Genomic DNA, 24007 nt, shown 5'->3' on the forward strand with positions numbered 1-24007 from the left:
GTGAGCCGCGCGCCCCTCACCGGGCCGCTGATCAAGTCGGCGGTCTTCGTCCTGGTCACCGTGGTGGCCACCGCCGTGCTCGCCCTGAGCATCAGCGACACGGACGTGGGCGGCAAGGACACGTACAAGGCGTGGTTCACCGACGCCACCGGGCTCGGCGAGGGCGACTCGGTCCGTATCGCGGGCGTCGAGGTCGGGCAGGTCGAGTCCGTCGAGATCGTCCAACGCCGGTACGCGCAGGTGCGGTTCTCCGTCCGGCGGGGCCGGACCCTGCCCGCCTCCAGCACCGCGGCGATCAAGTACCTCAACATGGTCGGCCAGCGCTATGTCGCGCTGGAGCGCGGCACCGGCCCGGTCGGAGAGCCGCCGCTGCGGCCGGGCGGGACGATCCCGCCGCGCCGCACCTCGCCCGCCCTCGACCTCACCCAGCTCTTCAACGGTTTCCAGCCGCTCTTCCAGGGGCTCTCCCCGGCCGAGACCAACAAGCTGGCCGGCTCGGTCGTCCAGGTCCTCCAGGGCGAGGGCCCCACCGTGGACAGCCTGGTCACCAGCATCGGGTCGGTCACCAGCACGCTGGCCGCGAAGGACGCGGTGATCGGATCGGTCGTCGACAACCTCACCACCGTGCTGCGGACCGTCAACACCCGCGAGAGCCGGCTCACCGGCCTCATCGACACCCTCGACGAGCTGGTCTCGGGCCTCTCCGGCGACCGCAGGCCCATCGGGCGGGCGGTCAGCTCACTGGCGGCGCTGACCACCAGCACCGCGGGACTGCTGACCGAGGGCAGAGAGCCGCTGCGCGAGAGCGTCGACCAGCTCGGCCGGGTCTCCGCCACCCTCGCCGACAACGGCCCGCTGCTGGAGGAGTTCCTGCGCCGCACCCCCGCCAAGATGCGGGCCCTGACCCGCGCCGCCTCGTACGGCAGCTGGCTCAACCTCTACCTCTGCGAGGCGAGGGTCACCGGCGTCACCACCGACGACGGCAGCCCGCCCCCCACCGGCCTCGCGCTCAAGGACCAGAGGTGCCGCCGATGACCCCCGTACGCGTCCGTGGCCGACGCCCCCCGAAGCCCGCCCGCAGACCCCTGGCCGAACGGCACCCCGTGGCGATCGCCGTCGTCGGGCTGCTCACCATGGCCCTTGTCGGACTGCTCGTCTACGACGTCGAGGCGCTGCCCTTCGTCGGCGGCGGCACCCGCTACACCGCCGACTTCAAGGAGTCGGCCGGACTGCACCCCGGCGACGAGGTCCGGATCGCGGGCGTGAAGGTCGGCGAGGTCAAGGCGGTCGGGCTCGACGGGCCCAAGGTGAAGGTGGACTTCACCGTCAAGGACGCCTGGGTCGGCGACGCCAGCACCGTCGGCATCGCCATCAGGACGCTCCTCGGCTCCAAATACCTCGCGGTCGACCCGCGCGGCACCGGCGCCCAGGACCCGCACCGGCGCATCCCGATCACCCGCACGACCTCCCCGTACGACGTGCTCGACGCACTCGGCGGACTGGGCGAGACGGTCGGGGAACTCGACACGCGCACCCTCGCCAAGAGCTTCGAGACGCTCGAAGCCACCTTCCGGAGCACCCCGCCGAACGTCCACCGGGCGGTCACCGGTCTGGCCGATCTGTCGCTGGCCATCGCGAGCCGCGACGAGCAGATCACCCGGCTCCTCAAGGGCACCGACCAGGTCACCAGAACCCTGGACGGAAAGAAGGACCGGGTGCGCGACCTGCTCACCGAGGGCGGACGTCTCCTCGCCGAGGTCGGCTACCGCAGGGACGCCATCCACGGACTGCTCACCGGCGCGCAGGACCTGAGCGTCCAGCTCGGCGGCGTCGTCGCGGACAACCGGGCCAGGCTCGGCCCCGCGCTCGACTCACTGGGCCGCGTCACGGCCGTGCTCTCCAGGAACAAGGCGAGCCTCGACCGCATCCTGGCGCAGGCGGGCCCGTACTACCGGCTGGTCGGCAACACCCTCGGCAACGGCCACTGGATGGACAGCTATCTGTGCGGCCTCGTCCCCAAGACGTACCTGCCCCCGGGCACCACACCGCCCCGGGGCTGCATGCCACCGAAACCGGCGAAGGGGAGCGGCAGTTGAGACCTCCACGCATCACGCTGCCCCCGGCGCGCAGGGTCCTCGTCCTCGGCGTCACCCTCGTCCTGCTGGTCGCGGCCACCGTCTCGGCCGTCGCCGTGCGCGTCCTGGGCGACGACGGCTCGCTGCGCCTCACCGCCTACTTCGACCGGACGGTCGGCGTGCACGAAGGGTCGGACCTGCGCGTCCTGGGCGTACGGGTCGGCAGCGTCGGCCGCATCCGCCCCGAGGGCACGCGGGTGCGGATGAGTCTGCGCGTGGACAAGGGCGTACGGATCCCCCAGCTCGTCCAGGCGGTCGTGGTCGCCCCCAGCGTCGTCTCCGGCCGCTTCGTGCAGCTCAGCCCCGCCTACAGCGGCAGCGGACCGGTCCTCGCGGACGGCGCGGTCATCCCGCGCGAGCGGACCGCGACCCCCATGGAGGTCGACGAACTCGCCCGGAGCGTCAGCGGTCTTGTCGACGCCCTCGGGCCCAAGGGCGCCAACAGCAAGGGCGCGCTCTCCGGCCTCATCGACACCGCCGCCAAGAACCTCAAGGGCAACGGCGACGCCGTCGGCCGTACCGTCCAGCAGCTCGGCGGCGCCGCCAAGGTCCTCGGCGGCTCCAGCGCCGACCTGGTCAGGACCGTGCGTCAGCTCCAGTCGTTCATCACCATGCTGAAGGAGAACGACGGCACGGTCCGCACCACCGAGCGGCAGCTCTCCGACGTCACCACCTTCCTCGCGGGCGAGAAGGACGACCTCGCCGCCGCGCTGCGACAGCTCGGGACCGCCCTCGGCCAGGTGAAGACCTTCATCCGCGACAACCGGGGCAGGCTCAAGCAGCAGGTCGACCGGCTCGCCACCCTCACCCGGTCGCTCGTCGACCAGCGCGCCTCCCTGGGCGAGGCACTGGACACCCTGCCGCTGGCCGCCGCCAACCTGGAGAACGCCTACAACCCGGCCACCCGCACCATCGACGGCCGCGCCGACCTCAACGAACTGGGCGTGCTGCCGCTGCCCGCCGCCGAGACGTACGGGAACGGCACACCGGGGGCCGGGCGATGAGGCGGGGCGCGGCGCGGGCCGGGCTCGCGCTGTGCGCGGCGGCCGTCGTCACCGGGCTCGCGATCGTGCCGGGCGGGCTCGGGCCGCCGTCGTTCCGGGGCATCCAGGACCTGCCGCTGCCCGGCGGCGCCGACCTCGGCAGCCACCCGTACCGCGTCACCGCCGTCTTCAAGGACGTCACCAGTCTCTTCCCCCAGTCCGCGGTGAAGGTCAACGACGTTCCCGTCGGCCGGGTCGAGAAGATCACGGTGGGCGGCGACGACTGGCTGGCCCGGGTGACCATGCGGGTCAACGCCAAGGTGCGCCTGCCCGCCGACGCCTACGCCAACCTGGAGCAGTCCAGCCTGCTCGGCGAGAAGTACGTCCAGCTCGTCGCCCCCCAGGGCCTGGCCCCCCGCCCCGACCTCGACACCACCACCGGCCCCCGCGCCGCCTCCGCCCCGCGTGACCTCGCGCCGCTGGCGGACGGCGCCGTCATCCCGCTCGCGCGCACCAACCGCAACGCGGAGGTCGAGGAGGTCTTCGGCGCCCTGTCGATGCTGCTGAACGGCGGCGGAGTCCAGCAGATCAACACCATCACCCGCGAACTCAACCGCGCCCTCGACGGCCGCCAGTCCTCGGCCCGCTCCGTCCTCTCCCGGATCGCCGCCTTCGCCAAGAACCTCGACGCGCACCGCGGCGACCTCACCGACGCGCTCGGCGCCCTCGACCGCCTGTCGTCCACCGTGGCCGGCCGGGACGCCCGGATCGGTACGGTCCTGGACCGGCTGGGCCCCGGCCTCACGGTCCTCCGCGACCAGCGCGGCTCGCTCGTCACCATGCTCAGGTCCCTCGACACGCTCTCCACGGCGGCCGTCGCGACCGTCGACCGCACCCGGGCCGACCTGGTGGCCGATCTGCGCGCGCTCGCCCCCACCCTGAAGGGTTTGGCCGACGCGGGCCGGAACCTGCCGGCCTCGCTCCAGGTCCTGATGACCTTCCCGTTCACCGACGAGGTGCTGAGCGGCGTGAAGGGCGACTACCTGAACGTGTACCTCAAGGTCGCCGCCGCCCCCGGCACGATGATCCTGCCCGAGCACGGCACGCCCGCACCGACCGGGAACGCCCTGCCGCTGCCCTCCGTCGGGGGAGGCGGTGCCCGGTGATCACCCTCGGCACCCACGTCAAGAACCTCGCCTTCCTGCTGCTCGGCGCGCTGGTGCTCGGCTACATCGCGGTGACCTACGCGGACCTCGGACGCCTCGTCGGCGCGCCCGGCTCGTACACCGTGCGCGTCCAACTCGCCGAGACCGGCGGGCTGTTCACCGGATCCGGCGTCACCTACCGGGGAGTCGACGTCGGCCGGGTCCGCGGCATCGCGCTGACCCGGGACGGCGTGGAGGCGCGCCTCGACATCGACGACGGCACCCCGCCGATCCCCGCCGACCTGGACGCCAAGGTGGCCGGTCTCTCGGCGGTGGGCGAGCAGTACCTCGACCTCGCCCCCCGCACCGACCGCGGCCCCTACCTCCGCGACGGCGACACCATCGCCCGCCGGGACACCAGCACACCCGCCCCCATCACCCGGCTCCTGACCGGCATCGACTCCCTGGCCGCCTCGGTGCCGACGGACGAACTGCGGACGGCCGTCGACGAACTCGGCAAGGCCTTCGCCAACCAGGGCACCAACCTCCAGGTGCTCCTGGACGCGGGCAGCCAGTTCCTCAACGCCGCCGACCAGGCCCTGCCCGCCACCGGCCGACTGCTCACCGACGGGGAGACCGTGCTGAGAACCCAGGCCGACAGCACCCGCGCCCTCACCTCCTTCGCCACCGGGGCCCGCGCCCTCGCCCGGCGTCTGAAGGACTCCGACTCCGATCTGCGCCGCGTCATCGAGGAAACACCGGACACCGCCGAGGAGTTCACCGCGCTGCTGCGGGACACCGACCCCGCTCTGAGCGTGCTGCTCGCCAATCTGACCACCACCTCCGAACTCCTGGTCACCCGGCAGCACGGCACCGAGGAGTTGATGGTGCGGCTGCCCCGGGTGGCCGCCGCGGGCTCCAGCGCGGTCGGCCCGGGCGCCGTGGACTTCGGCATGGTCACCACCTTCTTCAAGCCCCTGCCCTGTACGACGGGGTACGAGGGCACCCCCTACCGGGACGGCCTCGACACCTCCCCGGGCACCCGGGTCAACACCGGGGCGCGCTGCACCTCCCCGGCCGCGAGCGGCCAGAACGTCCGGGGCTCGGGCAACGCCCCCAGGAGCCCGGTGCCCGCCCCGGCCGTACCGGGTTCGCTGTCGGGGCTGTCGGGGCTGTCGGGGCTGTCGGGGCTGTCGGGGCTGTCGGGTTCGCCGACGGGTTCGACGGCGGGCTCCGCCGGGGCAACGGGCGTACTGGGCGCGCCCTCCGTACCGCCGCGCAGCCCCGCGGACCTCGCCGGGCTGCTGGGGCTGGGGGAGTGAGGGCATGAGAGGCATAAGAGGACGACGGCTCGCTCTGTCCCTGGGGCTGGTGCTCGCCCTGGCCCTGTGCGGGGTGTCCGGGTGGACGTACGCCCGCGCCCGGGGCGACGCCGATCTCGCGTACGCGCACAGCCGCGACGCGGCGCTCGCCGACGGCCGCCGCCACCTCGCCCGGCTGAACTCCCTCGACGCCCGCGACGTCGACGCGGACCTGGCCGGCTGGCTGGAGGCGACGACCGGCCCGCTCGGCGACGAACTGCGCGCGACCCGCGCCAAGAGCGCCCAGGTCCTCAAGGAGCAGGGCACCACGACCCACGCCGAGGTCACCGACGCGGCTCTCACCGAGCTCGACACGCGCTCCGGAACGGCCCGGCTCATCGCGACCGTACGCGTCGAGGCGCGCCCCCGCACGGGCGCCCCGGCCACCGACCGCAAACGCTTCGAGGCGGGCCTCGCGCGCACGGGCCACGGCTGGAAGCTCACCTCCCTGACCGCCGTCGCGGTCGGGACGGGCTGAGGGAGGCGGCGATGACCACGACCGAGGAGCAGCCCACGGCCCCCGCCGACGACGGGGCCCCCGCCGACGACGGGGCCCCCGCCCGCCGCCCGCGCCGCTCCCTGCTCCTGCTGCCGCTGCTCGTCGCGGCCCTGCTGGCGGCGAGCGCCGTCCTGCTGCTGCTCGCCGCGCAGTCCGGGCACTCCCCGGCCACCGCCAACCGCGCCCTGACCGACCGCGCCGCGACCGACGAGGTGCTCGCGGAGGTGGGGACGGCGGCGGCCCGCGTGTTCAGCTACGACCCGGCCACCCTGACCCGCACCCACGACGACGCGCGCGCAACTCTGCGCGGGCAGGCGGCGAAGGAGTACGACGCGCTCTTCGCGCAGGTCCGCCGGCGCGTGGCGGAACAGCGGCTGACGCTCACCACCCGGGTCATCCGCGCCGGGGTGACCCGGCTCACGGCCACCCGCGCGGAGCTGCTGCTCTTCCTCGACCAGACCAGTGTGCGGCGCGGCGGCAGCGCGACGACGGTGGCCGCACAGCTCTCGGTGTCCGCCGCGCGTGAGGGCGGCCACTGGCGGATCACAGCGATCAAGGCCCGTTAGGGCGAGAGGGGAGGTGCCATGGCACGGAGGACATCGGCGGCGCGCGGACGGCCGCCGCTGACGGCCGCGGCCGGGCTCGCGGCGGCGCTGGCCTGCGCGTTCGCGGTATGGACGGGCAGTTCCTGGTACGCGCAGGCGCACGACGAGCGGGCCGCGTTCGCCCGTACCAGGGACGAGGTGCTGCAAGCCGGAGAGCAGGGCGTGCAGAACATGAACACCCTCGACCACGGCGATCTGACCCATGGCCTCGACCTCTGGGAGGAGTCGGCCACCGGCGACCTGCTCAAGGAACTCAAGGACAGCAGGAAGCAGTTCGCGCAGCAGGTCGAGAAGGCCGGGACCACGACCACCGCCAAGGTGCTCTCCGGGGCGGTCACCGAACTCGACGAACGGGCGGGCCGGGCCCGGGTGATGGTCGCGACCCGCGTCACCGTGGTCGCCGCCGACCACCGGACCAGCACCAAGGACAGCCGGATGCTGGGCGAACTCACCCGCACCCCGGAGGGCTGGAAACTCAGCCGGCTGGGCCAGGCCCCGGTCGGCGACGCGGCCGCCCCCTCCACCACCCCGTCCGTCCCCTCCACCACCCCGTCCGCCCCCTCCACCACCCCGTCCGCCGGGACGCCCACCCCCAGCGGCAGCTGATCCGGAGGCCCGCGATGTCGACCACCCGTCACCTCGTCAACCGGCAGCGCCGCCTGGCCGCGGCCCGCCCGCCCGCCTCCCGGCCGACCGGCCCGGGGGCGGCCGATCCGGGACCCGCCCCGCCCGGACAGCACCGGGCCGGACGCACCCCCGGGCGTACCGCCCGCGGAAGGACCCGACCGGGCCCCCGGCCCGCGACCCGGCCGGGGGCCGGGAACCGGTTCCCGCCCTGGCCCACGGCCCTCACCGCCCTGGCCGTGCTGCTCGCCGCGTTCTCCGTCCTCGCGTACGCCCGGGGCGGACACGGCGAGAAGGACGGCGCCGGCCGCAACACCGCGCTGGCCGACACCGCCCGGACCAGCGAGGTGAAGGGCGCGGTCGAGGAGGCCGTGCAGGGGATCTTCTCGTACGACCACACCGACCCCGCCAGGACCGAGGCGGCGGCCGCGCGCCGGCTGACCGGCGCGGCCGTCACGCAGTACCGGGGCCTGATGGGGCCGGTCCGCGAGCAGGGACCCCAGCAGAAACTCGTGCTGACCACCACGGTCACCGACAGCGGCGTCGAGGTCGTCGACGGGGACCGGGCCCGCGTCCTGGTCTTCGCCGACCAGGCCAGTACCCGGACCGGCAAGGGCGGCGGCACCACCGTCGCCGCCGCCATGTTCGCCGTCGACGCGGTCCGCCGCGACGGCATCTGGCGGATCGCCTCCCTCGACACCTTCCAGCGGGACCCAGGGGCCCCGGCCGGCCAGGGCAAGGAGTGAGAGCCGTGTTCCCCCGACAGCTGAAGCGGGCGGCGGCGCGCCTCGCGCTGCTCGCCGCCGTCACCCTGCCGGCCACCGCGTGCGGCTCCTCGGCGCAGCCGCCGCCGGAGGTGGACTGGGCGGGGGGCGTCTGCGCACACCTTGCCGACAGCGGGGCCGGACTCGCGGTGCCCACGGTCGACCGGACGCAACCGGTACGGGCCAAGGACCAGATGGTCACCTTCCTCACCGCGCTGTCCCAGCGGCTCGGGGCGCTGCGCGCGGACCTCCAGAAGGACGGAGCGCCACCGGTCGACGGTGGCGCGAGCACGCTGGACACGGCCCTCGCCCGGCTGGACCGGGCGCGTACGTCGGTGGGCGCCGCGGTGACCACGCTCTCCCGGGCCAGGGTCACGGACGAGAGGTCGCTGAAGTCGGCGCTGGACGCGGCGGGTTCGTCCCTGCAGGCGGTGAACGCCTACAAGGGGCCCGCCGACGACCTCCGGACCGACCCGAAGCTGAGGAAGGCGTTCGACGACAACCCGGACTGCACGGCGGCCGTCAAGGCGGCCGGGGGCGGGGAGGGGACGCGCGATGGTTCATGAAACGGACGGCGGTACGGGACGCTCCGGGGCCGAGCGCTCCGGGGGCGACCGTCCCGGGTCCGCGCGCGGCGGTACCGAGGGCCTCGGACCTGAGCGCCTCCACCCCGAGCACCTCGAACCTGAGCACCTCGAACCTGAGCACCTCGAACCTGAGCACCTCCGACGCGAGCGCCTTGACCCCGAACGCCTCGGCCCCGAGCACCTCGAACCCGACCGCCTCGGCCCCGACCCGCGCGAGAGTCTGCGGGATCTGTCGTCGGGGCAGCGGCTCGCCGTCCTCGTCGCGGCGGGGGCCGTCGCCGTCGGGCTCCTCGTGCACACCGGTGCCACCTTCCTGCACCTCGCCCCCCGCAACGCGGCCACCGACGCCATCGGTGACACGGTCAACGCGTACATGGCGCCCGAGTTCTCCCAGAGCTGGCAGCTCTTCGCGCCCGACATCACCCGCACCATGACGGCGGTCGCCGCCCGCGTCGAACTGCGCGAGGCGGACGGCACGACCCGCACCGGCCCCTGGCGGGACCTGACCGCGCGGGACCTCGCCGAGCTGCGCGGCAACCCCCTGCCCAGCCGCATCCGCCAGCAACTCGCCACCGCCTGGACGAAGATGCTCGCCTCGCACGACCCCCAACAGCGGCCCATCGGCCTGGCCGGACTCGACAGCGAGCAGTACCTCAAGCGCCTCGCCCTGTCCCGGATGCCCGCCACCCCGCCGGGCGCGCACCTGGAGCGGATCCAGTTCCGCTCGACCGACACCACCGTCCCGCCCCCGCCCTGGAAGACACACGCCCCCCGCACCGCCCCGGTGGTGCGCGTCTACCCGTGGTGGCCGGTGGGCGCCGCCGACTTCGCCGAGGGACGTACGTCATGAGACCTCAACCGGCCGCCGGAAAGGCGGAGTCGACGCTCGACCGAATGCTGGGGCGGGCGTGCGACCCGCGCGTGTGGGCCCACCAGAGCGCGGCCGTACGCATCGGCCTGGCCGGGATCTGGCTGCTGCTGCTCGTCCACGAGTTCTGGCGGCGCCGGCGGATCTGGGGGCCGGACGCCCCGTGGAGCTGGCGCCTCGCGGAGCACGCGCTCGACCGGAGCCATGGGTTCAGCGTGCTGCGCTGGTCCGGGAGCGCGCTGTGGTTCGAGGTGTTCTACCTGCTCTCGGCGGCCGTCGCGGTGGCGCTCCTGCTCGGCTGGCGCACCCGGACCACCTCCCTGCTCTTCCTCGTCGCCGTCCTCTCCCTCGACCACCGCAACGAGAACGTGCTCAACGCGGGCGACACCATCTTCCGCATCACCGCCGTCTACCTCGTCTTCACCCGGTGCGCCCAGGTGTGGTCGCTGGACGCACGCCGACGCGAACGCGTCCCGGGCCCCGGCCCGAGCCCGGACCCGGACGACCGGGACCGTACGGGCGTGGCGTTGTGGGCGGGCTGCGGCCTGGTCCTCCTCTGGGCGACGCTCCCGGGGCTGCTCGGCGGCGGCTGGGCGCTGCTGCTGTGGGGCTGCTGGGCGGGCCAGGCGGTGTGGCGCGGGGTGCGCGGCCGCCCGGGAGCGCGTCGCACCCTGGAGCTGATCGGCCATCTGCTGCACAACGGCGCGGTGGCGATGATGATGATCCAGCTGTGCCTGCTGTACGCGTCGGCCGGCTGGTACAAGATCCAGGGCGCGCCCTGGCAGGACGGGACCGCCGTGTACTGGTCGGCCGGGCTGGACTGGCTGGAGCCGTACCCCGCGCTCTCCCACGCCCTCTCCTCGCACGCCCTGACCGTCCTCGCCCTGACGTACGGAACCGTGCTCGTCCAGGTCGCGTTCCCGTTCAGCCTGCTCGACCGGCGGGTCAAGAACGTGCTGCTGGCGCTGCTGTTCGCCGAGCACATCGGCATCGGGCTGCTGCTCGGACTGCCGTACTTCTCCCTCTCGATGATCGCGGCCGACCTGGTGTTCCTGCCGACCGGGTTCCTGGTGGCGGCGGGGGAGCGGGCGGGCGCGCTGCGGCGGCGCCTGACGCGTGACAGACGGCCGGCCCCCGACGCCCGGGGCGCGGAGGCCGGCCTGGCGGCCCGCTCGGAGGAAAGGGAGGCGGTCACCCCTTCTTGGCGAGCGTCATGCTGATTGTGTTGCCGGGACCCGAGGTGAAGGCGCTCAGGACGTCGTTGAGCATCCCGCAGCTCTTCAGCGGGGGCAGGGTGTAGGTGCCCTTGAGCTTGCCGCCGCTCAACGGGTCGAACCTGCCGTCCGAGGCGAGGTTGACGTCGGCGGGGGTGCCGCTCTTGCAGTCCGCGCCGCCGCCCAGCGGGATGCCGAAGACGGCTATCTCCGGGAGCTTCACGTACATGCTGGACCTGGTGGTGAGGTCACCGGCGGTGTTGAGCGTGCCGTTCGTCCGGCCCACCTGCTGGAACTCGATCTTCGCGGTCGCCGGGAGGAACCCGAGGATCGAGAACTTCCCGGAGGTCGGGTTCAGCGTCAGATCGGCGTTGTACGTGCCCGAGGCGAGGTCGAAGTCCGCCTCGATCCCCCCGGCCAGCGCGGCGGTCCCGTTCGCGGCCTTGATGGTCGAGCTACCGGTGAGGCCGTAGCTCAGGTGGACGGGCGGGTTGGGGTTCGTCGGGTTGGTGGGGTTCGTGGGGTTGGTCGGGTTGGTCGGGTTGGTCGGGTCAGTGGGGTTGGTCGGGTTCGTGGGGTTGGTCGGATCGGTTGGGTTCGTCGGGTTGGTGGGGCTGGTGGGATCTGTCGGGTTGGTGGGGTTCGTTGGGTTGGTTGGGTCGGTCGGGTTGGTTGGGTCAGTCGGGTTCGTGGGATCCGTGGGGTTGGTCGGGTTCGTGGGATCTGTTGGGTTGGTCGGGTTCGTGGGGTCGTTCTCCACGACCTTGAAGCGGTGCAGCGTCTTGTCCGTCGACGTCAGGGTGCATGCCGCGTCGAACGTGTCCTTGCCCGTGACCAGTTGCACCGGCTTGCCGTTGGCGTCCCGCGCGATCATGTCGTGCAGCGAGATGTTGTTGACGTCGATGCTGCCGTCGCCGGTCCGGTCGAAGGTCAGCGAGGGCGCGTGGCCGGTGGCCATGACCGCGAAGTCCGCGGGCGGGCTGGGGATGTTGCCCTTGGCCACGTCGTTCTCGACCTTGATCCCGGAGAGCGGTCCGGACGGGGTGTTCACCGTGACGTCGGCGGTCGCCTTGCCCTCCAGGGTCCTGGCGCCGACCAGTCCGAGGCCCTGCGCGGCCCGGGAGCTCACCAACGTGTTCGCGTCGATTTCGAAGGCCGGGGTCGCCTGGCCCTTCGGGATCTCGGACGGGATGTCGGCCGTGATGGTGATCTTGATCGGATCGGCGCCGATCAGGGGGAAGACGCAGGAGTAGTCCTGCACCAGCTGGGCGGGTGCCGCCGTCGCCGTCCCCGCCGCGGTGACCGACACCGTGGTGGCGACCACACCGATGGCCGCGGTGACGGCCAGCGTGGACAGTGTCCCCTTGGTCCGCTTCCTCTGCATTCTCATGAGTTGCCTCTCGCAGTGGTGAAACCATCGTTTCCGGACCGGAAACTACTGAGCGGTAAGGTGGGGGTCAAGGTGAAAATCGGTACCCGGCGACCGTGAATTGCTAATTGGCAGAGCCTGATGAATCGGGTGGTCTTTTTTCGTTGTCCGGTGCGTGTTCTTCCCTGCGTACGGACGTGATTCGGACGCGATTCGGGCGCAGGGGGAACGGGCGTGAAAGGGCCGTTGACCGCACTTCCCCGACTCCGTACTTTCCTGGGAGTATGGGAGTCCCCAAAAGCAGGTCCACGGTGAAATACGCGTTCGGCGCTCCGGCGGCCCTCGCGCTGGCGGGCGGCGCGCTCCTCTCGTACGGCGCGGGCGGCGCGGCGGCCGTGGAGGCGCGGCTCTCGCAGACGTACACGTGCGCGTTTCCGCTGATCGGGGCGGATCCGCTCACCGTGGCGATCACCGCCGAACTGCCCGCCACGGTCCCGGTGAACACCCAGACGGGCGCGATACGGATCGACGCGCTGTCGACGGTGAGCTCACGGGCGGCCCAGGGCCTCGGGCTCGTGGGGGCGAAGAGCGTGGAGGGCGTCGCCCTGGCCAGTGCCACGGTGAACCTGCCGGGCGGCGACCAGCTCGACGTCGGCGTGGACACCACCGTGGCGAAGGCCGACATCCCCAGTCCGCCCAGGGACTTCGCGGTCAAGGCATCCGGCACGGCCCCCTCCCTCTCCTTCCGCAGGCCCGGCGCGGCCACCATCGACGTCAACGCCCTCACGCTGAAGCTGACGGCCCGGGACGCGGCGGGCAGGGTCGTCCGGCTGCCGCCCTACGGGGACGTGTTCGAAGCGCCGTGCACGCTCAAGCCGGCCGACCAGAACAAGACGCTGCACCGGTTCACCATCACCGGCGCCGACCCCACGGGCCCCACGCCCTCCGACCCGGGCACCCCCACCCCCACCGGCCCCTCCCCGACCGGCTCCGCGACGGCCGGACCGACCCCGACCGGTCCGACCCCGACCGGCCCCAGCCCCACCGGCCCCGGCGGCACCGCGGGCCCCACCGCGACAGCAGGCGGTCCGGGCGGCGCGTCCGTCCCGCCACCGGGGACGGCCGGCGACACGACCGGCGCCTCCGGCGGCACCGGCCTGGTCACCCACGTCAACGGCCCCCGCGGCGGCGGCGGAAGCCTCGCGGGCACCGGTGCCGCCACCGCGGGTTGGCTGCTCACCGGGGCCGGAGTGCTCGGCGCGGCGGGCATCGTGGCCTTCCACTACGCACCGCGCCGCATCCGCGGCGAGAGCGACGACACCGCCGCGTGAGCGGTCCGCGCGCACGGCCGCGTCGCGTACGGCCCCTATGCGTACGGCCTGCGCGTGAGGCCCCGCACGTACGGCCCTGCGCGTAAGGCCGTGCGCGCCGTCGGCTGGGACAGCTTCCGGCCCGGCTCGGCCCGGCCCGGACCGACCGGCCCGGCCCCGCTCACTCCGCCCGGGCCGCCGCACGCCGTCGCAGCACCAGCCACACCGCCGCACCGGCCAGGACGAGCCCGGCGAGGGCGACGACCGTCCAGTTCACCGTGGCGTAGCCGACCTCGGCGCTCTCGACCAGGTCGCCCGTCGTGTCGGCGGCCGTCACCTCGACGTTCCCCCAGTCCACGAGGGGTGGACCGACCCACTTCTGGGTCACTTCGACGCGCTGGCCCGGCAGCAGTTCGGCGGGCAGCCGCCGGCCCGGCGGTTCGAAGGCGGTATGTCCGAACACCCCCTTCGCGCGCAGGGTCACCTGTGGCGAGAGCATCACGTTCCCGCTGTTCACCAGCGCGTACGAGATGGTCGCGGCGCGGCCGGTCCCCGGCACCAGCGGAGCGGAGTAGCGGAAGCGCACGTCGTCGATCCGCAGCCCGCGTACACGGGCGCCGTTCACCTTCAGATAGACGCGGGCGCCGACGGCCTGCTGGACCGCGACGCCGTTCCCGTCGGAGCGGCCCAGCCGGGTGTCCAGGGCGACGATCGCCCCCGGGTGGTCGCCGGGCTCGGCGCCCGCGGGCACGGTGAGCGTGAACGGGACGGTGACCTGACCACCGCCGGGAACGGTCACCTCGGTACGGTCCAGGCGCGTCCAGGCCCCGACGCCGGTCATCCGCTCGGCCTTGTTCCGTACGGCGAAACCGCCGTCGCGCGGGGTGTTGTAACCGTCCGTCCCGTACAACTGGAAGGTTGCCGTCCGGGCGTCGAGGTTCTTGATCGTGACCTTGTCGCGGACGGTGGCTCCCCGGTCGGCGGCCATCCGGAAGTACGCACGGGCCGGGGCTTCGGGCGCGCCCCGGCGCACCGGGAACACCGACCAGCGGCCGTTGTCGGCGGCGTGCGCGGACGGCGCGGGCAGCGCGGCGAAGAGCGCGAGCAGCCCGAGGACGACGAGGAGCGGCGCCGGGCGCCGAGGAGTGCTGCGGTGGCTCATACGGTTCCCCTCATGGGGCCGGAAGCAAACGGGGACGGAAGTGGGCCGGTCGCTGGGTGCGACCGGCCCGGGGGAGGCGCGACTCACGTCAGGGTGAGGGTGAGCACGGCCTTGTAGTCGCCTGCGGCGGTCGTCGCGGGGATGTCGAGCGAGAGCGCGCTGTCCACGGTGAACCGGCCGCCCGTGGCGGGGCCGTCGGGCGCTCCGGCCAGGGTGGCGCCCACGGTGCCGACGGGGCCCTCGGTCCCGGCCACGCAGTTGCTCTTGGAGCCCGGCGCGGAGACGCACGAGGGCTTCCAGCGCAGCTTGTCGGCCGTGATCGAACCGGCCGTACCGGTGAAGTCGGTGACCTTGCCGGTCAGCGACCAGCCGCTGGCGCCGTTGCGCTCGTCCTTGACGGTGACGGTCTGGAGGTTGCCGCTGGAGACGCCGCCCACGCCCTGGTCCACGGCGGACAGGGCCACGTTGTCACCGGGCTGGCTCATGGAGAGCGTGCCGGCCGCGGCTTTCACCTGGGTGCTCAGGTTCTGCTGGGCGGTCGAACCCGAGGGCGCGGTGGGGTCGGTTGGGTTGGTCGGGTCCGTCGGGTTGGTGGGATTCGTGGGGTTGGTGGGGTTGGTGGGGTTGGTGGGGTTGGTGGGGTTGGTGGGGTTCGTTGGGTTCGTTGGGTTCGTGGGGTCGGTCGGGTTCGTGGGGTTGGTGGGGTTCTTCGGCACGACCTTGAAGCTCGCGAGGACCTTCTGCGTCGACTTCAGCGTGCACGGCGCGTCGAACGTGTCCTTGCCCGTGACCAGCTGGATCGGCTTGCCGTTGGCGTCGCGCACGATCATGTCGTGCAGACCGATCCCGTCCACCTCGATCCGCGCGTCACCCGGGGTGTTGAAGGTGAGCGAGGGGGCGCTGCCCTTGGCGTTGACCGTGAAGTCGGCCGGCGGGCTCGGAATGCCGGTCTTCTCGACCGTGTTCTCCACCCCGATTCCGGAGAGCGGGCCGTCCGGCGTGTATACCGTGACGCTCGCCCTCGCCATGCCTTCGAGCGTCTTGCCGCCGACCAGACCGAGGCCCTGCGCCGCCCGCGAACTGACCTTCGTGGCCGCGTTGACCGCGAATGCCGGGGACGGCGTGCCCGCCTCGATCTCGGTCGGGATCTCGGCCGTGATGGTGGCCTCGATCGGGTCGTTGCCGATCAGCGGGAATACGCACTCGTACTGCTGGACGAGTTTCGCCGGTGCGGCTTGCGCGGCCCCGGCTCCCGCGAAGCCGAGAAATCCCGCGACGACACCGCCGACGGCGGTGACGGCCAGGGCGGTTCGCGCCCCGGACTTCCTTTGCCGAGCTCCCATGAGGTACCTCTTGTGTGTTGTACGGACAGGGAAGTTCCGCGTTTCGGATGCGTAAACTACTTGCGAGTAGGGAGACGGTCAAGGCGCCGGATATGCAAGGCTGTCCAGGGTTCCGGTCATTCCCGTTTCTTGTCACCGCGGTGAGTACGGCCATGCCCTTTCTTGTCTCTGCGGCACACATGCTCACCCGCATGACACATTCTGGAATATGGCCGGAAGAGAACTGGAAGGAAGGGTGAATGGAAAAACGGCATTCCGGAATCCCGGAGGTCGGCGGGGGGTCTGTCCGTACTCCGCGCTGCCGCCCCGTAGGGGTGTCCGGCGAGGGCCGTTGCGGCCTCGGCGTGATTGCAATATGACGGCACGTCAGATATGACGGAATGTCAGGGAAGGTGGAGCCCATGGGGAAGCCGGGACGGCCGAGGACGGCGCGGCGGGGCGTGAGGCGCCCTGGCAGCCGCTCCGCCCGGTCGGTATGGTCGGCCCCGGCCGAACGGCAGCCGAGCGTGTCGGCCCGCAAGAGACCACGCCTGCCCTCATCGCCCCGGGGCGCCTTCGCGCGTCCCCGCCCCACCGTGCGTCCCCGCCCCACCGTGCGACCCCGCACCACCGCAACTCCCGGCAGCGGCAAGAACTCCGGCACCAGCGCACGTCCCCGTATCAGCGCACCTCCCGGCAGTGGCACGAGCTCCACCGGCGGCCCGGAACCGTCGGACGGCCCACCCCCCGGCCGTCCGGCGGCCCCGCCGCCCCCGCGCTCTCCGCTGCCGTCACCCCCCTCGCGGCACCATCGGTCTGATTCGGAGTGTTCATGACGCCCGTAGCGCCGAACCCTGAACTTGTCATCGGAGTGAGCCCGTTGGGCGTCCCCGACCCGCGTCCGGTCGCCGCGGTCCGCCGGGCGGGCGGCCTCGGAGTGCTGGATCTCGGGACGGGCGACCGCCGGGCCAGAGAAGCCCTCGCGAGCGCACACCGCTGGACGTCCGGCGCCTTCGGCGTCCGGGTCGGGCCCTCCTGCGCGCTGACGCCCGAGGAGGTGGCCGAGGAGTGCGGCGGCGCCCTGCCGCCCGTGGTGCTGCTCGCCCCCGGCGCCGACTGGAAGATCGCCCAACTGGGCGCGCCGACCCGGGTACTGGCCGAGGCCGGCGACCGCGACGAGGCGCGCCGGGCCGCGGCCGACGGCGCGTACGGTCTGGTGGCGCGGGGCAGCGAGTGCGGGGGCCGCGGCGGTGAACTGGGCACCTTCGTCCTGCTCCAGGCGCTGCTCGCCGACCCGGCGTACGAGCTGCCCGTATGGGCCTGCGGGGGTGTCGGCCCGCGTACGGCGGCGGCCGCCGTGGCGGGCGGCGCGGCCGGGGTCGTCCTCGACACCCAGCTGGCGCTGCTCGCGGAGTCCGGGATCACGGACGAGGCGGCCGCCGCGCTGCGGACGATGGACGGGTCCGAGACGACCGTCGTGGACGGGGTGCGGGCGCTGCGCAACGCCCGCACCGGTCTGCACCTGCCCGTGGGGCAGGACGGGTTCCTCGCCGCCGTGTTCGCGGACCGGTGGGGCACTGTGGCCGGTGCCGTACGCGGGGTGCGCGAGGCGATCCTCGCCGCCGCCACCGATCCGGCCGCGGCCCGGACCCTGGCGGCCGGCTCCCCCCTGGCGCGGGCGCTCGGCACCCGGCTGCCGGTCGTGCAGGGCCCCATGACCCGGGTCAGCGACCGGGCGGCCTTCGCGGCGGCCGTGGCGCGTGAGGGGGCGCTGCCGATGCTGGCGCTCGCCCTCTCCGACGGCGAGCAGAGCCGCGCCCTCCTCGAACGCACCCGCGACGAACTGGGCGAACGGCCCTGGGGCGTGGGCATCCTCGGCTTCACCGACAGCCGCCTGCGGGCGGAGCAACTGGCCGCCGTGCGGGCCGTCCGGCCCACCCACGCCATCATCGCCGGGGGCCGCCCCTCCCAGGCGGCCGACCTGGAAGCGGCCGGCATCCGGACGTTCCTGCACGTGCCGTCGGCGACGCTGCTCAACCAGTTCATTGACATGGGCATGCGTAAGTTTGTCTTCGAAGGCGCCGAATGCGGCGGACACGTCGGGCCGCGCAACAGCTTTCCGCTCTGGGAGGCGCAACTCGCGGCGGTCGAGGAGTACGTGGCGCGCGCACCCGGCGCCGCGGGCGACTTCCAGGTGCTGCTCGCGGGCGGCATCCACGACGAGCGCTCCTCGGCCATGGCCGCCGCGCTCACCGCCCCGCTCGCGGCGCGCGGGGTCGCGGTCGGCGTCCTGATGGGGACCGCCTACCTCTTCACGGCCGAGGCGGTCGCGTGCGGCGCGATCCAGCCCGTCTTCCAGCGCCAGGTGATCGCCGCCGGGGCCACCGCGCTCCTGGAGAGCGCCCCGGGCCACGCCACCCGCTGTGTCGCCAGCCCGTACACCGCCGACTACGCGGCCGCCCGCGCCCGCCTGCGCGCCGACGGCACCCCCGACCGCCGGGCCTGGGAGGAGCTGGAGCGGCTGAACATCGGGCGGCTGCGGATCGCCAGCAAGGGCGTCGAGCGCGACGGGACGGAACTCAGGCCCGTCTCCGAGCAACGCCAGCTCGACGCGGGGATGTTCATGGCCGGGGAGGTGGCCGTGCTGCGCTCGGCGGCCACCACCGTGGGCGCTCTGCACGACGCCGTGAGCCGGGGCGCCGCCGCCTTCGCCGAGCGGCGGGCGGCCGAGCTGCGCGGCACACCGCGCCCGGCCGGGGAGGCGGCCGGGATGGCGGCCGAGGAGCCCGCCGCGCGGCCGCTGGACATCGCCGTCGTGGGCATGGCCTGCATGTTCCCGCAGGCCCCCGACCTCGCCACCTACTGGGCGAACGTCGTCGGCGGCCGCGACGCGGTCACCGAGGTCCCCGCCGACCGCTGGGACCAGGAGATCTACCACGACCCCACCGGCGAGCGCCCGAACACCACCGCGTCCCGGTGGGGAGGCTTCCTGCCGCCGATCCCCTTCGACCCGTTCGCCTACGGCATCCCGCCCGCCTCGCTCGGCAGCATCGAACCCGTACAGCTCCTCGCCCTCGAAGCCGCGCGGCGGGCCCTCAACGACGCCGGGTACGGCGGCCGGCCCTTCGACCGCTCCCGTACGTCCGTGGTCTTCGGCGCGGAGTCCGGCAGCGACCTGTCCGGCGCCACCACCCTGCGCACGGTCCTGCCCGCCTACCTCGGGGAGATACCGCCCGCCGTCGAGGAGCAGTTGCCCCAGCTCACCGAGGACTCCTTCCCCGGCATGCTCGCCAACGTCATCGCGGGCCGCATCGCCAACCGCCTCGACCTCGGCGGCGCCAACTACACCGTCGACGCGGCCTGCGCCTCCTCGCTCGCCGCGCTGGACGTGGCCTGCAAGGAACTCGCCTCCGGCACCAGCGAGATGGTGCTCTGCGGCGGCGCCGACCTGCACAACGGCATCAACGACTACCTGCTCTTCTCCTCCGTCCGCGCCCTCTCCCCGAGCGGCCGCTCCCGTACGTTCGACGCCTCCGCCGACGGCACCGTGCTCGGCGAGGGCGTGGCGTGCGTCGTGCTGAAGCGGCTGGCCGACGCCGAGCGGGACGGCGACCGCGTGTACGCCGTGGTCAAGGGCGTCGGCAGCGCGAGCGACGGCCGCTCCCTCGGACTCACCGCGCCCCGGCCCGAAGGCCAGCGGGCCGCGCTGGAACGGGCCTACCGGGCGGCCGGGATCTCGCCCGCCCGGGTCGGCCTGGTCGAGGCGCACGGCACCGGGACCGTGGTGGGCGACCGCACCGAACTCGCCACGCTGACGGAGGTGTTCACCGAGGCGGGCGCGGCGCCCGGCGGCTGCGTCCTCGGCTCCGTCAAGTCCCAGCTGGGCCACACCAAGTGCGCGGCGGGCCTGGCGGGCCTGATCAAGGCGGCGATGGCCCTGCACACCGGCATCACCCCGCCGACCCTCCACCTGAAGGAGCCGAACGCCGCCTGGTCGCCCGGGACCAGCCCCTTCGCCTTTCACGCCGAGGCCCGGCCGTGGGCGGCCCCGGCGGCCGAACGGATCGCCGGGGTGAGCGCGTTCGGCTTCGGCGGCACCAACTTCCACGCGGTGCTCACCGCCCACGCCGAGACCGCGCCCCCGGAGCGGGGGTACGAGACGTGGCCGGCCGAACTGTTCCTGTTCCGCGGCACGGACACGGCGGCGGCCGGACGAGAGGCGGAGTGGCTGCTGGGCGAGCTGGGGCAACCGGACGCACCGGGCGCCGGACCGAGGCTGCGGGACGTGGCGCTGACAGCGGCCCGGCGCGCCGCGAGCCGGCCGGGCGCGGTGCGGATCGCGGTGGTGGCGGAGAGTGTGGAGGACCTGCGCGGGCTGCTGCGGAAGGCGGCGGCGGGGGAGCGGGGCCGGGGGGTGTACCTGGCGGCCACGCCCCCGACCGACAGCCACGACACGCTTGGGGGCGGCGCTCCCGGAGCCCCTGAGGGCGGCGCCCTTGAACCCGTCGGCGGTGCCGCTCCCGAAGCGTCCGGTGGCGTCGCCCCCGGCGCCCAGGGCTTCGGCGGCGCCGATCCCGAAGCCCTCGGTGGTGCCGTCCCCGAAGCCCTCGGTGGTGCCGATCCCCAAGCCCCCGGCGGCGGCGCCTCCGAAGCCGGCGGCGGCGCCGATAGCCGAGCCCGTGGCATCGCGCCCGAAGCCACCGGTGGCGTCGCCCTCGAATTCGGCGGTGCCGACCCTCGAGCCCCCGGCGGTGCCGCTCCCGAAGCCCCTGGTGGCGCGGTCCCCAAAGTCGCCTTCCTCTTCCCCGGGCAGGGCAGTCAGCGCCCCGGCATGCTCGCCGAGCTACTGGTCGCCTTTCCCGAGGCCGCGCAGCCGGTGCGGCAGGGCGGGGCGTACGTCTCCGCGCTCTATCCGCCGCGGGCCTTCGGCCCGGACGCGGCCGCGCGGCAGCAGGAGGCGCTCAAGGACACGCGCATGGCCCAACCCGCCCTCGGCGCCGTCGGGTTGACGGTCAGTCGCGTATTGGAGTCCGTCGGTGTACGCCCCGACATGGCGGCCGGACACTCCTACGGCGAGCTGGTGGCCCTCGCCGCCGCCGGGGCCCTGGCCCCGGACGCGCTGCTCGATCTCAGCTCCCGCCGGGCCGAGGCCATCCTCGGCTCGCTCGGGGACGACCCCGGCACCATGGCCGCGGTCACCGCCGCCCCCGCCGACGTGGAGCGCGTCCTCGCGGCGGCCGGGCTGGAGGGCCGGGTCGTGGCCGCCAACCGCAACGGCCCGCGCCAGACCATCGTCTCCGGCCCGACCGCCCTGGTCGACGAGGCGATGGAGCACTTCCGGAGCGCCGGACACGACGTCCGGCGCATCCCGGTCGCCTGCGCCTTCCACAGCCCGCTGGTCGCGGGCGCGGGCGAACGGTTCGCCCCGGCCCTGGCCCGGCACACCGTCAGGGCGCCGGAGTTCCCGGTGTGGGCCAACCGGACGGCCGCCGCCTATCCGGCCGCGCCCGGCGGTGTACGCGCCGAACTGGCCGCGCAGATCGGCTCCCCGGTGCGCTTCGCCGAGCAGGTCGAGGCGATGTACGCGGCGGGGGCGCGGATCTTCGTCGAGGCCGGCCCGGGCACCGTGCTCACCGGTCTGGTCGGCCGGATCCTGGGCGACCGGCCGCACGTGGCGGTCGCCTGCGAGCCCCGGCCCGGCGCCGGGCTGCGCGGACTGCTGGAGTCGCTGGCCCGGCTCGCGGTCGCCGGTGTGCCGGTACACGCCGGGCGGCTCCTCCACGGCCGGGGCGCGGTGACGGAGCGGCCCGAACCGCCCGGCTGGACCGTGGACGGCCAGCTCGTGCGCACCCGGTCCGGCGACCTGCTGCCCGGAGCCCTGCGACCGGCCCGACGGGTCAGTCTGGAGACGAGCACGGTGACGCGAGACGGCGACGCACAGCACGAACTCATCGCGGACTTCCTGCGCACCACGCGCGAGCTGGTCGCGGCCCAACGGGACGTCCTGCTCACCCACTTGGGGGCGACGGGCCGCGCCGCGTCCCCGCCGCCCGTTCCACCTCGTACGGAAGCCGTCACGCAGGCAGCCGCACCCGTGGCCGTGGCCGTGGCCGTGGCCGAGGAGACCGCGTCGGTGGAGGAGCCGCGTCCGGTGGTCGTGGACGTCGAGCAGGCCGTGCTCACCGTCATCAGCGAACGCACCGGCTACCCGGTCGACATGATCGAACCCGACCTCGACCTCGAAGCGGACCTGAGCATCGACTCCATCAAACGCACCGAGATCGTCGGCGAGCTGGCCCGCCACCTCGCCGGGACCCGCACCTTCGACGACGCCGAGATGGAGGAGCTGTCCCGGGCCCGGACGGTCGCCGCGATCACGGCGTGGATCGCCGGGCACGAGACGCCGTCCGAGGCGGCGCGGGGTTCCGCAGACGCGCCCGCCTCGACGCCCGCGCCCGCCGCGCCCGCCCACGCCCCCGCCCCGACGCCCGTGCCCGCCACCCCGGCCGAAGCCCGACCCGTACCGGTACGCGCACCCGCACCTGAACCCGAACCCGAACCCGAGCCCATCCAAGGTGTGCCCCCGCGCCGCTTCCTCCTGGAGGAGACCCCCCTCGCCCTGCCGTCCACCCCACCGGACGCCTCCCTCAGGGGCAGGCGCTTCGCCCTGCTCGGGGGCGGGGCGACCGCCGAGGAGCTGGCGGCCCGGCTGGTGGAGCGGGGCGCCGAGGTCGTCGGTCACGACACGGACCGGCGGCTCGACGCCGCCGACGGCCCTCTCGACGGGGTCTTCCACCTGGGCGCCGTCGTCCCCGCGGCCCCCTCCGACGGCGGTCCGCCGCTGCTCCCCGGGGCCTTCGAGGTCGTCCGCGCCGCCCTGCGCCTGCGGCCGCGCGTGCTGATCTGCGGCAGGACCGCGCCCGGCGCCGGCGAGGAGACGGGGGCCGGGCTGCCCGGCCTGTTCCGGACCATCGGGCGCGAGTACGACGACGTCATCGCCCGGGTCGTCGACCTCGACCCGGCCGAAACGGCCGCGCGGCGGGCCGACTTCCTGCTGGCCGAGCTGTACGCCGAGGACCGCGCCCCCGTCGTCGCGCGCACCGCCGCCGGGCGGTACGGCCACACCCTCGTGGAGAGGCCCCTCGGCGCCCTGGCACGGACGGGGGCGGGGCCCGCCGGGGACGGGGCCGCCGAAGCGGCGGCCCTCGGGCTCGGCCGTGACAGCGTCGTCCTGCTCGCGGGGGGCGCACGCGGCATCACCGCGGATGTCGCGCTGACGCTCGCGGCCGCCTCCCGCTGCCGGATCGAACTCCTCGGCAGGACCCCGCTCCCCGCCGGACCCGAGGACCCGGAGCTCGCGGGCGCCGCCGACGCGACCGCGCTGCGGGCGCTGCTGGCCGCCCGCGGCGACCTGACCCCCGCGGCGATCGCCCGCGAGGCCGGGAACGTGCTGGCGGCCCGCGAGGTCGCCCGCACCCTGGACCGGCTGGAGTGGCTCGGCAGCCCGGCCGCGTACCGCGTCGCCGACATGCGCGACGGCGCGGCCGTGGCCCAGGCCGTCAAGGAGATCCAGGCCGAGCACGGGCGCGTCGACCTGGTGGTGTACGCGGCGGGCGTCATCGAGGACCGGCTCATCGAGGAGAAGGACCCCGAGTCGTTCCGGCGGGTGTACGCCACGAAGGTGGACGGCGCCCGCGCGCTGCTCGACGCCGCGTCCCAGCTCGCGCACGGCCCCCGGACGGCGGTGCTGTTCGGCAGCGTCTCCGCCGTACTCGGCAACCGGGGACAGGGCGACTACGCCGCCGCCAACGACGCGCTCGCGGTCCTCGGCGAGCGGTGGGCGCGGCGCACCGGACGGCGGGCGCTGACCGTGCACTGGGGGCCGTGGGCGCCGTCGGCGGAGCACGGCGGCATGGTCACCCGGCACCTCGCGCGGGAGTACGCCCGGCGCGGGGTCGCCCTCATCGACCGCGAGGAGGGGGCGCTCGCCCTGCTGCGGGAGCTGGCCTGGGGCGACGCGTCGGCCACCTCCGTCGTCTACACGGCATCGGGCTGGTGA

17 protein-coding genes are annotated in these 24007 nt (G+C 74.2%); 14 read left to right on the forward strand and 3 right to left on the reverse strand.

What is annotated here, in order from left to right; translation table 11 throughout:
- The 12 genes from ABZ404_RS05955 to ABZ404_RS06010 all read left to right on the forward strand — a co-directional run bounded on the left by ABZ404_RS05955 (window position 1) and on the right by ABZ404_RS06010 (window position 10791).
- Window positions 1-1035: an MCE family protein gene (locus tag ABZ404_RS05955; RefSeq protein WP_358835668.1), complete on the forward strand. Its 1035-nt coding sequence runs from the start codon at window positions 1-3 to the stop codon at window positions 1033-1035.
- The gene (locus tag ABZ404_RS05960) at window positions 1032-2096 is read left to right on the forward strand and encodes an MCE family protein (protein ID WP_358835669.1); all 1065 of its coding nucleotides are present in this window, start codon (window positions 1032-1034) and stop codon (window positions 2094-2096) included. The genes ABZ404_RS05955 and ABZ404_RS05960 overlap by 4 nt, the downstream gene beginning before the upstream one ends.
- Before the next feature lie 62 nt (window positions 2097-2158).
- Window positions 2159-3139, forward strand: a complete 981-nt coding sequence (locus ABZ404_RS05965; RefSeq protein ID WP_358835674.1) for an MCE family protein — start codon at window positions 2159-2161, stop codon at window positions 3137-3139.
- Window positions 3136-4284 carry an MCE family protein gene (locus ABZ404_RS05970; protein WP_358835670.1) on the forward strand — a complete coding sequence of 383 codons (1149 nt, stop codon included), beginning with the start codon at window positions 3136-3138 and terminating at the stop codon, window positions 4282-4284. Before ABZ404_RS05965 ends, ABZ404_RS05970 begins: the two co-directional genes overlap by 4 nt.
- Window positions 4281-5585 (forward strand): MlaD family protein, encoded by a 1305-nt coding sequence (locus tag ABZ404_RS05975; RefSeq protein ID WP_358835671.1) that lies wholly within the window; start codon window positions 4281-4283, stop codon window positions 5583-5585. The genes ABZ404_RS05970 and ABZ404_RS05975 overlap by 4 nt, the downstream gene beginning before the upstream one ends.
- Window positions 5586-5589: 4 nt before the next feature.
- Entirely contained in the window at window positions 5590-6102 is a 513-nt protein-coding gene (locus ABZ404_RS05980) for a hypothetical protein (RefSeq protein WP_358835672.1), read from the forward strand.
- Between the two features lie 11 nt (window positions 6103-6113).
- On the forward strand, window positions 6114-6689 hold the full coding sequence (locus tag ABZ404_RS05985) for a hypothetical protein (RefSeq protein WP_358835673.1): 576 nt from the start codon (window positions 6114-6116) through the stop codon (window positions 6687-6689).
- Window positions 6690-6707: 18 nt separating this feature from the next.
- Complete coding sequence (locus ABZ404_RS05990; protein ID WP_358990160.1) at window positions 6708-7334, forward strand: hypothetical protein; 627 nt, start codon at window positions 6708-6710, stop codon at window positions 7332-7334.
- 14 nt (window positions 7335-7348) lie between these two features.
- Complete coding sequence (locus ABZ404_RS05995) at window positions 7349-8098, forward strand: hypothetical protein (protein WP_358990163.1); 750 nt, start codon at window positions 7349-7351, stop codon at window positions 8096-8098.
- 5 nt (window positions 8099-8103) lie between these two features.
- On the forward strand, window positions 8104-8682 hold the full coding sequence (locus ABZ404_RS06000) for a hypothetical protein (protein WP_358836997.1): 579 nt from the start codon (window positions 8104-8106) through the stop codon (window positions 8680-8682).
- Window positions 8672-9553, forward strand: coding sequence for a DUF5819 family protein (locus tag ABZ404_RS06005; protein ID WP_358836998.1), 882 nt, complete (start codon window positions 8672-8674; stop codon window positions 9551-9553). Before ABZ404_RS06000 ends, ABZ404_RS06005 begins: the two co-directional genes overlap by 11 nt.
- On the forward strand, window positions 9550-10791 hold the full coding sequence (locus ABZ404_RS06010) for an HTTM domain-containing protein (protein ID WP_358836999.1): 1242 nt from the start codon (window positions 9550-9552) through the stop codon (window positions 10789-10791). The genes ABZ404_RS06005 and ABZ404_RS06010 overlap by 4 nt, the downstream gene beginning before the upstream one ends.
- On the opposite strand, the gene ABZ404_RS06015 is transcribed toward ABZ404_RS06010, so the two are convergent.
- Window positions 10763-12175, reverse strand: coding sequence for a DUF6801 domain-containing protein (locus ABZ404_RS06015; RefSeq protein WP_358837000.1), 1413 nt, complete (start codon window positions 12173-12175; stop codon window positions 10763-10765). The genes ABZ404_RS06010 and ABZ404_RS06015 overlap by 29 nt on opposite strands.
- 263 nt (window positions 12176-12438) lie before the next feature.
- Here ABZ404_RS06015 and ABZ404_RS06020 point away from each other — a divergent pair, with 263 nt between their 5' ends.
- Window positions 12439-13485, forward strand: coding sequence for a DUF6801 domain-containing protein (locus ABZ404_RS06020; protein WP_358837001.1), 1047 nt, complete (start codon window positions 12439-12441; stop codon window positions 13483-13485).
- Between the two features lie 160 nt (window positions 13486-13645).
- Here the strand turns inward: ABZ404_RS06020 and ABZ404_RS06025 are convergent, their stop codons facing one another.
- Complete coding sequence (locus ABZ404_RS06025) at window positions 13646-14626, reverse strand: DUF916 domain-containing protein (RefSeq protein WP_358837002.1); 981 nt, start codon at window positions 14624-14626, stop codon at window positions 13646-13648.
- Window positions 14627-14709: 83 nt separating this feature from the next.
- Entirely contained in the window at window positions 14710-15969 is a 1260-nt protein-coding gene (locus ABZ404_RS06030) for a DUF6801 domain-containing protein (RefSeq protein ID WP_358837780.1), read from the reverse strand.
- 811 nt (window positions 15970-16780) lie between these two features.
- Between ABZ404_RS06030 and ABZ404_RS06035 the strand changes: the two genes are divergently transcribed.
- Window positions 16781-24007: an SDR family NAD(P)-dependent oxidoreductase gene (locus tag ABZ404_RS06035; RefSeq protein WP_358990166.1), complete on the forward strand. Its 7227-nt coding sequence runs from the start codon at window positions 16781-16783 to the stop codon at window positions 24005-24007.

Origin of the sequence: Streptomyces sp. NPDC005878 (assembly GCF_040629815.1) — a bacterium.
Classification (GTDB): domain Bacteria; phylum Actinomycetota; class Actinomycetes; order Streptomycetales; family Streptomycetaceae; genus Streptomyces.